The sequence below is a fragment of the Kluyvera intermedia genome (assembly GCF_034424175.1).
GTDB classification, from domain to species: domain Bacteria; phylum Pseudomonadota; class Gammaproteobacteria; order Enterobacterales; family Enterobacteriaceae; genus Kluyvera; species Kluyvera intermedia.
This window is the reverse complement of record NZ_CP139986.1, coordinates 266,378-277,562: the sequence shown is the minus strand read 5'-3', so window position 1 is coordinate 277,562 and position 11,185 is coordinate 266,378. Positions and strand designations below refer to the sequence as shown.

At 55.7% G+C, this 11,185-nt stretch carries 9 protein-coding genes and 2 pseudogenes; 3 read left to right on the top strand and 8 right to left on the bottom strand.

Annotation, left to right across the window (positions count from 1 at the left end; translation table 11 throughout):
- Nucleotides 1-5: 5 nt before the first annotated feature.
- Entirely contained in the window at nt 6-1,088 is a 1,083-nt protein-coding gene (gene lacI, locus U0026_RS01260) for a DNA-binding transcriptional repressor LacI (RefSeq protein ID WP_016809493.1), read from the bottom strand.
- 352 nt (nt 1,089-1,440) lie between these two features.
- Between lacI and U0026_RS01255 the strand changes: the two are divergent.
- From U0026_RS01255 to U0026_RS01245, 3 genes and pseudogenes are all read left to right on the top strand, one after another.
- Nucleotides 1,441-2,451, top strand: a pseudogene (locus tag U0026_RS01255) (zinc-binding alcohol dehydrogenase family protein).
- 403 nt (nt 2,452-2,854) lie between these two features.
- Nucleotides 2,855-3,859 (top strand): IS110-like element IS4321 family transposase, encoded by a 1,005-nt coding sequence (locus tag U0026_RS01250; RefSeq protein ID WP_000427623.1) that lies wholly within the window; start codon nt 2,855-2,857, stop codon nt 3,857-3,859.
- Between the two features lie 111 nt (nt 3,860-3,970).
- Nucleotides 3,971-4,399, top strand: coding sequence for an EAL domain-containing protein (locus U0026_RS01245; RefSeq protein WP_309401587.1), 429 nt, complete (start codon nt 3,971-3,973; stop codon nt 4,397-4,399).
- A 22-nt stretch (nt 4,400-4,421) separates the two neighbouring features.
- On the opposite strand, the pseudogene U0026_RS01240 reads toward U0026_RS01245, so the two are convergent.
- From U0026_RS01240 to fecA, 7 genes and pseudogenes are all read right to left on the bottom strand, one after another.
- Nucleotides 4,422-4,680: pseudogene (locus U0026_RS01240) on the bottom strand (IS66 family transposase); the annotation flags it as partial.
- Between the two features lie 49 nt (nt 4,681-4,729).
- The gene (tnpB, locus tag U0026_RS01235) at nt 4,730-5,023 is read right to left on the bottom strand and encodes an IS66 family insertion sequence element accessory protein TnpB (protein ID WP_062779791.1); all 294 of its coding nucleotides are present in this window, start codon (nt 5,021-5,023) and stop codon (nt 4,730-4,732) included.
- Nucleotides 5,024-5,121: 98 nt separating this feature from the next.
- Entirely contained in the window at nt 5,122-5,889 is a 768-nt protein-coding gene (fecE, locus tag U0026_RS01230; protein WP_004152282.1) for a Fe(3+) dicitrate ABC transporter ATP-binding protein FecE, read from the bottom strand.
- A complete protein-coding gene (gene fecD / locus U0026_RS01225; RefSeq protein ID WP_004118246.1) occupies nt 5,890-6,846 on the bottom strand; it encodes a Fe(3+) dicitrate ABC transporter permease subunit FecD in 957 nt (318 codons plus the stop codon).
- Nucleotides 6,843-7,841: an iron-dicitrate ABC transporter permease FecC gene (gene fecC / locus U0026_RS01220; RefSeq protein ID WP_062779789.1), complete on the bottom strand. Its 999-nt coding sequence runs from the start codon at nt 7,839-7,841 to the stop codon at nt 6,843-6,845. The genes fecD and fecC overlap by 4 nt, the downstream gene beginning before the upstream one ends.
- The gene (gene fecB, locus U0026_RS01215) at nt 7,838-8,740 is read right to left on the bottom strand and encodes a Fe(3+) dicitrate ABC transporter substrate-binding protein FecB (RefSeq protein ID WP_004118241.1); all 903 of its coding nucleotides are present in this window, start codon (nt 8,738-8,740) and stop codon (nt 7,838-7,840) included. The genes fecC and fecB overlap by 4 nt, the downstream gene beginning before the upstream one ends.
- A gap of 44 nt (nt 8,741-8,784) precedes the next feature.
- Nucleotides 8,785-11,109 carry a TonB-dependent Fe(3+) dicitrate receptor FecA gene (fecA, locus tag U0026_RS01210; protein ID WP_062779787.1) on the bottom strand — a complete coding sequence of 775 codons (2,325 nt, stop codon included), beginning with the start codon at nt 11,107-11,109 and terminating at the stop codon, nt 8,785-8,787.
- Between the last annotated feature and the right edge of the window lie 76 nt (nt 11,110-11,185).

Here is an 11,185-nt window from a genome sequence, read left to right as displayed (position 1 = left end):
TGCGCTCACTGCCCGCTTTCAAGTCGGGAAACTTGTCGTGCCAGCTGCATTAAGGAATCTGCCAACGTGCGGGGAGAGGTGGTTTGCGTATTGGGCGGTAGGGTGGTTTTTCTTTTCACCAGTGAGACGGGCAACAGCTGATTGCTCTTCACCGCCTGGCCCTGAGAGAGTTTCAGCAAGCGGTCCACGCTAGTTTTCCCCAGCAGGCGAAAATCCTGTTTGATGGTGGTTAACGGCGGGATATAACACGAGCTGTCTTCGGTATCGTCGTATCCCACTACCGAGATATCCGCACCAACGCGCAGCCCGGACTCGGTAATAGCGCGCATTGCGCCCAGCGCCATCTGATCGTTGGCAACCAGCATCGCAGTGGGAACGATGCCCTCATTCAGCATTTGCATAGTTTGTTGAAAACCGGACATGGCACTCCAGTCGCCTTCCCGTTCCGCTATCGGATGAATTTGATTGCGTGTGAGATATTTATGCCAGTCCGCCAGACGCAGACGCGCCGAGACAGAACTTAATGGACCGGCTAACAACGCGATTTGCTGGTGACCCAATGCGATCAGATGCTCCACGCCCAGTCGCGTACCGTCTTCATGGGAAAAAATAATACTGTTGATGGGAGTCTGGTCAGAGACATCAAGAAATAGGGCCGGAACATTAGCGCAGGCAGCTTCCACAGCAATGGCATCCTCGTCATCCAGCGGATAGTTAATGATCAGACCACTGACGCGTTGCGCGAGAAGGTTATGTACAGCCGCTTTACAGGCTTCGACGCTGCTTCGTTCTACCATCGACACCACCACGCTGGCACCCAGTTGATCGGCGCGAGATTTAATCGCCGCGACAATTTGCGACGGCGCGTGCAGGGCCAGACTGGAGGTAGCAACGCCAATCAGCAACGACTGTTTGCCCGCCAGTTGTTGTGCCACGCGGTTGGGAATGTAGTTCAGCTGCGCCATCGCCGCTTCCACCTTTTCCCGCGTTTTCGCAGAGACGTGGCTGGCCTGGTTCATCACGCGGGAAACGGTCTGATAAGAGACACCGGCATACTCTGCGACATCGTATAGCGTTACTGGTTTCACATTTACCACCCTGAATTGACTCTCTTCGGGTGCTATCATGCCATACCACGAAATGTTTTGCGCCATTCGGAGGGGGCACGCCGAAGTGAGATTCAAAATGCCGACGTCAGTTCACAGGTGGGTAATGATACCAACGTGTTGATTTCGTATTTTCACTGACACCAGGATCATCCTGATGTTACAAGGATTGAATGACTACAGATTAAAATAGTCATCAACAGGTTGACAGCATTACCCAGCGCCCGCTTTCCGCGTATTTTTCGATTTGCACTGCCGGGGGCACTGGCGGGTATCGCGTTCCGCACACTTTTACATTTATTTATCTGGTGACTGACCTTTTTAAGGAGACAGAATGAAAGCCGTTGGTTTCTGGCAACCCGGGGAAAGTACATCCGTTATTGAAGATTTGTCGCTTCCCCACCCATCCATGCCCAAGGGGCGTGATCTTTTGATCAGAGTCAGGGCGGTCGCGGTTAACCCACGGGACCTGAAAAGCCGGCGAAACATCAGTCCCTCTGCAGGCAATCCGGTAGTTATGGGATACGACGCTTCCGGTGTTGTTGAAGCAACCGGACCAGATGTGACGCTGTTCAGGCCAGGTGACCACGTTTTCTATGCCGGTGTGCTCGATCGCCAGGGAGCCAACGCAGAGTTTCAGCTGGTTGACGAACGCATTACGGGGATAAAGCCGGCAGCACTAAGTTTTGAAGCTGCAGCGTCGGTTCCTCTGACCGGTCTGACAGCCTGGTAAATGTTATTTGATCGTCTGCAGTTGTCAGTGAACGGAGATGCTGATCAGACCCTGTTGATGCTTGGCGGTGCGGGCGGAGTCCCTTGTATGGCTATACAGCTTGCCCGCACTCTGAGTCGGGTGAACATCATCGGGACTGCCTCCCGGCAGGAGAGTGTCAGAGCGGTTCGCGGGTTTGGTGCGCATTATGTCCTGGATCATTCATGTGCGCTTGCGCCACAGGTTGCCAGCCTTGCTGGACTCCCTCCCATTACCCGGATTTTCTCAACGTACACCACGCCATCTGCCTGGGAAAATATGGCCGAAATTATTGCCCCACAAGGCCGTATCGGACTCATCGACGACCCTGAACCACTGGATCTGCGTTTGATCAAATTTAAGAGCGTTTCTGTTCACTGGGAGGCAATGTTTACCCGCCCCATGCATGCTACTGCGGACATGTCTAAACAACATGATATTCTTAACAAACTCTCATGCATGCTGGATTCCGGTAAGCTCAAACCTCCGTTGCTGGCAGAGTATGGCAGGCTGAATGCTAAAGCACTTCGCCGGGCTCATGAGGACATGGAAAATAAAAATGTGAACGGGAAAATTGTTTTTTCAGGGTTCTGATGAACAGGCCTGTCAGAGTAAAAAAAGATTCGGGTTCAGCACAATGCTGAATTCTGTCTGGCTATAGAGTAAGAATCGTACCGGAATTGAGCATTTACCCTCAGTACCTGCGGATGAAAAAGCAGTCTGCCCTGACATACTGAACAATCCCTTCTCATAAGATGCCTCTCTTTTGCTGTTTAAAGAGCTGAGCAGTCCGGGCGGAGACTGACCTCGTTCCGCTTTCCAAGCGACCCCCTTGTTGAAAGTGCGACAAAAGAGATAGGGCGAATGACTATACTTCGCTCATAGCTGCCCGTCATGCCAGCTCAAAAAACAGGCTTAACGTAGGATATTTAATGAGATGGTCACTCCCTCCTTCCCGGTACTATGCTGAGGACAGGCTTTCATTCGGAGAACTATCATGGAAAACATTGCGCTCATTGGTATCGATCTGGGTAAAAACTCTTTCCATATTCATTGCCAGGATCGTCGCGGGAAGGCTGTTTACCGTAAAAAATTTACCCGGCCAAAGTTGATCGAATTTTTGGCGACATGCCCCGCTACAACCATCGCAATGGAAGCCTGTGGCGGTTCTCACTTTATGGCACGCAAGTTGGAAGAGTTGGGGCATTCCCCAAAGCTGATATCACCACAATTTGTCCGCCCGTTCGTTAAAAGCAATAAAAACGACTTTGTCGACGCCGAAGCTATTTGTGAAGCTGCATCGCGTCCGTCTATGCGTTTTGTGCAGCCCAGAACGGAATCTCAGCAGGCAATGCGGGCTCTGCATCGTGTCCGTGAATCCCTGGTTCAGGATAAGGTAAAAACAACCAATCAAATGCATGCTTTTCTGCTGGAATTTGGCATTAGCGTTCCCCGAGGAGCTGCCGTTATTAGCCGACTGAGTACCATTCTTGAGGATAATAGTTTGCCTCTTTACCTCAGCCAGTTATTGCTGAAATTACAACAGCATTATCACTATCTTGTTGAGCAGATTAAAGATTTGGAATCCCAGTTGAAACGAAAGTTGGACGAAGATGAGGTTGGACAGCGCTTGCTGAGCATTCCCTGCGTCGGAACACTGACAGCGAGTACTATTTCAACTGAGATTGGCGACGGGAAGCAGTACGCCAGCAGCCGTGACTTTGCGGCGGCAACAGGGCTTGTACCTCGGCAGTACAGCACGGGAGGTAGGACGACATTGCTGGGAATTAGTAAGCGAGGTAATAAAAAGATCCGAACTTTGTTGGTTCAATGTGCCAGGGTATTCATACAAAAACTGGAACACCAGTCTGGCAAATTGGCCGATTGGGTCAGGGATTTACTGTGCCGGAAAAGCAACTTTGTCGTCACTTGTGCTCTGGCAAACAAGCTGGCCAGAATAGCCTGGGCCCTAACGGCACGACAGCAAACTTATGTAGCATAACGGCAGAAATACACCGGTTTAAAGAATTACTGATCTGGTTTTGCGAATACTGATATTGATGATACTAACGGCCCACCGGCCTGTTGAGGAACCTGTAAAACGGAAAGGCTCATTGAAGCCGTATATTTTCTGGAGGTTCATCAGGCGCGGAACTCATCAAGGCGCGGGAATAAAATCCCATTCAGACGCCGGATAGATTCAAGCAAGCCAACTTGTCGTCAAAATCGGTGTTGCAAAAACGGGAGTGACCATAGATTCCGTTTTCCAAGCGGCCCCCATATTGAATGGCTGACGGTACTGGATTTCGATGAGATAAAAATAGACCGTATTTTTATTGCCAATATTGATGACCCGGTGAAGCGAGCGCTACTTGTTTCTGTGGTGAAAGGGTTACGTGGTACTGGCAAACCACTGATGTTTGAAGGGGTGGAAACGCCAGGACAGTTTGAATTCGTCCGTTCTCTTGGCCCCGGTTACCTAGTTCAGGGCTGGTATACCGGAAAACCCGAAACAATATCTGCGATGAATATTCAGGGTTAAAACGATACGGGGCCCGGCCCGTATCGGCAACCCGACCCGTCAGCGTATCGCTTTCTGTCTGAAGCCGGTTCAGGTCGGCTTCTATCTGCGCGATGCGGCGGGAGATTTATTCAGAACGACTGCCGAAGTTCATCCGGCGAAGCTTATCCAGCTGCGCCTGCAGATGGTCTATTTCGCGCTCCCGGTCGGCCTGCTTTTCCAGCAGGGCGCGGTTCAGCGCTTCCTGTTCGGACAGGCGCTGTTTCAGCAGAAGGATGTCGTCAGGGGGAGGTGTTGTTCATAAGCCCGCATTTTACCAGGCTTATTCAACGACAACCAGGATAAAGAGGCCTACAACATGGTCAGGGACGTAAGCAGTCTTTTAGGCTGCCGCCAGTCGATGCCTTCCAGAAGCATTGCCAGCTGCGCCGGGGTCAGGAACACTTTGCCATCGCGGGCAGAGGGCCTGGCGAAGCGGCCGCGTTCCAGCCGTTTGGTCAGCAGGCACAGCCCGTCGCCGGTGGACCACAGCAGTTTGACCTTACTGCCGCTGCGGCCCCGGAAGATGAAGACATGGCCGGACATCGGGTCATCTTTCAGCATCGTCTGCACCTTTGCGGCGAGACCATTGAAGCCGTTGCGCATGTCGGTGATACCGGCAACCAGCCAGATTTTGGTGCCTGTTGGCAGGTGGTTATCACTTCCTTTATCTGTCCTGTGATGATCCTTATGACTTCGCCAGACTACTTCACCACACACATGGGTCTGCCAGATACCGGTTCGGGATGGATTTCCGCTTCTACGCTGAACACCGTCTTTAGAAGCTCTGGTTTCATCACTGCTTCCGGAGCACCTTGCGCCATCACGCGACCGCTTGCCAGTACCACCAGATGATCGCAATAGCGGCTGGCCTGATTCAGATCGTGGAGTACCGTCACTACGGTTTTCCCCTGCCTTTTGAGTTCAACCATCAGGCGCATCAGTTCAACCTGATGATTGATATCGAGGTAGGTCGTAGGCTCATCAAGAAGAATGAGTGGGGTATCCTGTGCCAGCACCATCGCCAGAAACGCACGCTGGCGCTGGCCGCCGGAAAGCTGGGTTAACCTGCGGTCAGCCAGATTGCGCGTCCGGGTCTGACTCATTGCCACGTTGACCCGCTCGTTGTCTTCCGCGGAGAGTCGCCCCCACAACGACAGCCACGGGCTGCGGCCGTAGGAAACCAGTTCCCGTACAGTGATCCCCTCGGGGGATAAATGGTGTTGCGGCAGTAAAGCCAGGCGGCGAGCCAGCTGGCGGGCGGAAAAACCGGCTATGGGTTTTTCATCAAGCAATATCTCGCCAGAGTCTGGTGTTAACAGGCGAGAAAAACAGTTCAACAGCGTCGATTTCCCGCAACCGTTAGGGCCGAGCAGGGCCGTGATTTTTCCGGCAGGCAGGGCGAGAGAAAGTCCATCCAGCACGGTTTGTGCGCCATAGCTGACGGTCAGATTTTCAGTACGTAATCTCATTTATCGCATTCTCACAAGCAGCCAGACAAACCACGGTGCGCCGATAATGGCGGTCAGCACGCCTGCCGGAAGCTCCAGCGGCGGATGAATGATTCGTGCCAGCAGATCGGCAATGACCAGCAACAACGCGCCCGTCAGGGCCGAAACGGGCATCAGCCAGCGGTGACGCCCGCCGGCGATCCTGCGCACCATGTGCGGCACGACGAGACCAATAAAACTTATCGGGCCACAGACGGCCACGCCGGTTGCTGTCATCGCGACAGCCAGCATCAGCCCCTGGAACCGGGTGCGCTGAACCGACACGCCGAGCGTGGCTGCTCGTGCATCGCCCAGCGCCAGCAGGTCGAGATCGCGACAAAAGCGCAGGCTCAGCGGCAAAAACAGAATGAGCAACGGCACGGCAATCTTCACAAAGTGCCAGTCGCGCCCCCATAAGCTACCCGTCAGCCACAGCAGGGCACTGTTTACATCCTGCGGGTGCAGGAGCATCAGGTAATCCGTCAGGCTCGCCCAGCAGGCGGAAAGCGCCACGCCGGTGAGCGCCAGCTTCATCGGCTGGTGGGTCTTTGCCAGCATCTTCAGCAAGATCAACCCCGCCATACCGCCCGCAAAGGCCAGCAGCGGCAGCACCATCACGGATAGTGATGGCATAAGAAGCAGTGCTCCCACAGAGGCAAGGCTGGCGGCATGGTTAATGCCGAGAATATCCGGTGATGCTAGCGGGTTACGCACAATCCCCTGTACCAGCACGCCCGCCACGGCGAGGGCTGCACCGACAAACAGTGCCAGCAGCAAGCGCGGCAGTCGGTACTCCATCAATACATAATAATGCTCGCGTCCGTCCTGCCAGTCGGTCAGCAGCGCGCGCCACGGCACGGGGATCACCCCCATATGGAGTGATAACAGCGCACAGCCTGCCAGGGCAAGGGTGATGAAAATGACCAGCGCAATTTTCATCCTCGCCTCCTCACCAGCCAGACAAAGCAAGGACTGCCAATCAGCGCCAGCATTGCGCCTGCGGGCAGATCGCCGGGGAAGGCCAGCGCGCGTGCGAGTACATCTGCCATCAGCATCAGCGTGGCCCCCAGCAGCATGCTCACCGGCAGTACGTTGCGCTGATCGAAGCCTGCCCAGAAGCGCGCCAGATGTGGCACCAGCAGGCCGATAAACGCCACCGGACCTGCCACACTGACGCACGCGCCAACCAGAAGCAGCACTAACATATTGATTATCAAACGTAGTCTCGGCAGGTTCACTCCCAGCGTATGGGCGGTACTGTCGCTGACGTTGAGCAGGTTCAGTTGATTCGCCAGCAGCAACACGACAGGGACTGTAGTGACCACCACCGGCAAGAGCTGCCAGACATCCTGCCAGTGGGCGTGGGACACTCCGCCTGCCAGCCAGTAAAAGATGCCGTAAGCATGATCTTCGGCCAGCAGTAGGGTGATGCGGGTCAGGGCCATACAAAAGGCCGACAGCGCGATACCCGCGAGGATCAGTTTGTTTCTGTCCTGGGTATGACGAAACCCGCCTCCTGCGGTCATGACCAGCAGCCAGCTCACGCCGCCCCCGCATGCCGCGATGAACGACAGGGAATAGCCTGCAACCGGCGTCGGACTCAGCGCGCTGGTAAGCGCCATAGCCAGCGCCGCGCCGCTGTTAATGCCGAGCAGTGAAGGAGAGGCCATTGGGTTGTGGGTCAGGGTTTGCAGCAGCGTGCCCGCGAGCGCCAGGCTTGCGCCGATCAGAACGGCGACCAGGCTTCGCGGCAAACGAAGGTTTTGCACCAGCGCTTCTGGTAGCGTTGGCGTGTGTCCAGGCAGCAGGGCGCGGATTGCGTCTGCTCCGGAAACAGGAATGGCCGAGTAGCAAAACAGACTCAGCCAGAAAATAATAATAAGTACTGCAACGGGAAGCCCCCACAGCAGCACCGGGTGTTTTAGCGCGGTCATTTCACATCGGTAAGCGGCTGATGGTGGAAGATTTTTACCGTGTCAGCGGCAATACGCTCTGCGGCAAAAATACCGCGCATCCGCGCCCAGGCGTTACTGTCGACTGAAGCAACCTGCTGCTTCTGCGCGGCGGTTAATATCTGCCAGAGCGGATCTTGTTGCCAGCGTTTAACAATGCTCTCTTCGCGATAGTGGGCAACCAGCAGCCAGGCAGGATTGACCGCCAGCAGTTGCTCCAGGCCGATGGACGGCATGGACGCGCCCGCCATCGCAGCGGGAACGTTCAGCCCCAGAGAAGCCAGCACGCTGCCGGTCCAGGTCTCCTGGGTATGCAGGTTGAATAGCTGTTCGCGTGATGTGCCAAAGGCCACGCGTGTCCCTGTGGGAAGCTGGCTGGCCCACTGCGCCATCTTCTCTTTATGTTGTTCCAGACGCGCCTGCATCTCTCGTTTTTTACCTACCACTTCGCCGATGATAGCCGCTGAGTGCAAATTTTCAGCGTAGGTTTCGTTGCGGGACTTAAGCAGCAGTACCGGCGCGATTTGCTGCAAGGCGGTGTAAATCCCCGCATGGCGACTGCTGTCGGCAATGATCAGGTCTGGTTTCAGGGCAGCAATGGCTTCCAGGCTCGGCTGCGCGCGCGTTCCGACGGACTGCCACGGTTTCAGGTGCGCACGCACTTCGGGCAGGATGCGTTTTGCATCGTTATCGTCGGCAATACCGATCGGGCTGACGTCCACGGCGGCCAGCGCATCGGCGAACGAGAGTTCCAGCACCACAATCCGTTGTGGCGTTTTATCGAGTGTAAACGTGCCGTGTTCGTCCTGAACCGTGGCGGCAAAGGCGTGGCCGATCACCAGCAGCAGGCCTGCAAAAAGAAAACGGATAAATGCCAACATAGTCACATTCCAGCTAAAAGCCCGGCAAGCCGGGCGTTAACACATCAGAACTTCAACGACCCCTGCATATACAGCGTGCGCGGCTGGCCTGCGTAGATGCCTTTGTTGTTGTCGTCATAAGAGCGGATGAAGTAGTCCTGGTCGAAGATGTTTTTCACACCGAACGCCAGGTTCAGATCTGCCATCTGCGGGCCAAAGTCATACGCCACGCGTGCGCCCCAGAGCATGAAGCCGGGAATGCGGCCGGTACTGCCGTCGGCGCTCTCTTTCACCGTATTGGCGTTATCCGCAAACTGGCTGGACTGGAAATCGCTGTTCAGATTGAACGTCCAGTTGCCCGGCTTGTAGTCCACGCCCAGCGTGCCTTTATGTTTCGGGGAGAATGGCACCTGATTGCCATAGGTGTCGCCTTTCTCGCGGATTTCCGCTTTCACATACGCATAGCTGGCGTAGACGGAAACGTTATCAAGCGTTGGCGTTAGCGTACCCAGGTCGTAACGTGCCTGCGTTTCCAGCCCGGTATGGCGCGTTTTGCCACGTGCAGTGACGGTGTCGTTGGTCTGGTTGGAGTCGTACTGATTGTTAAAGTTAATTAGGAACAGCCCCATTTCCGCCGTCAGCGCGCCGTCGTCGTAGCGGGTACCGAGTTCCCAGGTTCGCGCTTTTTCCGGTTCCACATTGCCGCTTTGCACAGCCTTGCCAATCTGGCTGTACTGTACGGTGCCGAACGAGCCTTCAGTGTTTGCATAAAGATTCCAGCTATCAGTCAGGTGATAGAGCACGTTCAACGCCGGAAGCGGTGCGTTATAGCTCACCTCTTCGTGCGTGCCTTTGATGGCGTTGTTCTGGTATGACTCGATATGTTCGAAACGCATACCCGGCGTGATGGTCCAGTTGCCGATGTCGATTTTGTCATCCAGATACCAGGCGTGCGCCTCGGTGCCGGAACGCGTGTCGCGGTCGTAAGGGCTTGAGCCGGACGGCAACTGCCCGCTGCTGGTGGCGGTGTAGTAACGCATTTCATGCGTTGATTCATTCACATAGCGATAGCCCACGCCCACTTCGTGCGCGGAAGGGCCGATCATAAAGCTCTGGCTGTAGCGTGGCTCAATACCGCGCACCCAGTAGTTACGCGGCGAGAGGGTGATGCGTTTGCCTTGCTCCAGGTAGCCGCTGCGCAGGGTTTGGGTGTAGAACCCCTGAATGTTGAATTTATGCTGGCTGTCCGGCTGGAACTGGTAGCCCAGGCTCGCCAGCTTGCGACGGCCCCAGAAGCGGTCATACGGGCGGGTGGATTGCCAGCGATCGGCGTCGTAATCCGCGCGGGACAGGCCGCCGGGCATGTCGGCTTCACCATCGTAATATTGCAGCAGGCTGTTGAAGGTGTGCACCTCATTCGGCGCATATTTGCTTTTCAGCATCAGGTCGTCGATGCGGGTGGCGCTGTGCTCGCGCCAGTCACTGCCGCGCGTGCCGGAGTAGAGCAGCGCGGTGCCAAAACCGTTGTCCGCTGTGCCGCCCACCATCAGGTTGTGCGTCTCTTTCGGGTTGTTTTGTGAAGAGGTTGGGCTGAGCTGACCTTCCACCCCCGCCTCGATACCAAAGTCCTGCGGAATGGCGCGGGTAACAAAGTTCACCACGCCGCCCACGCTCTGCGGTCCGTAACGCACCGCACCACCACCGCGCACCACGTCAATGGCATCCATGTTGCCGAGCGAAACGGGAGCCAGTGAAAGCTGCGGCTGACCGTAAGGGGCAAAGGGGACGGGGATGCCGTCCATCAGGACGGTCGAGCGGCTGGCGAGGCGTGGGTTCAGGCCCCGGATGCCAAAGTTCATCGCCAGGTCGTGGCTGCCGGTGCCGTTGTTTTCCGGCGCGCTGACGCCAGGGATGCGGTTAAGCACCTCACGCATGGTGGTTGCGCCGGTTTTGGCGAAATCCTCACGGCGGATCACGTCACGCGCGCCAGCATGTTCAAATACGTCGTTTTCACGCGCATCGCCCAGCCAGTCGCCGACCACGGTCAGGGCATCTTCTTTTGGCGCGGGCGCGGTCTCCAGCGTCCAGCTGTTATTTCCCAGCGGTTTTACCTGCAGTCCGCTGCCGTCCAGCAGCTGTTGCAGGCCGCTCTCGACGTCGTAATCTCCGTGCAGGCCGTTGCTCTGCTTGCCGCGCGTCAGGCTGGCGTCAACCGAGAGGGTAATTCCGCTGTGTGCGGCATACTGATTGAGCGCTTTGTCGAGCGATCCCGGTGCGATATCAACCTGTGCAGCAAAAGCGGAAAACGAGAGACCGGCCAGCGGCAGCAGGCTCAGGCGAATGGCGTTAACCAAAGGTGTTGTTTTACGAAAAACGCGTAACGGCGTCATACCTTCTCCATCATCATTTTTGTTGTGTTCAGCTATGAGTCGAACGAGAAGGGTAAAAAGGACAATCGAAATGAGA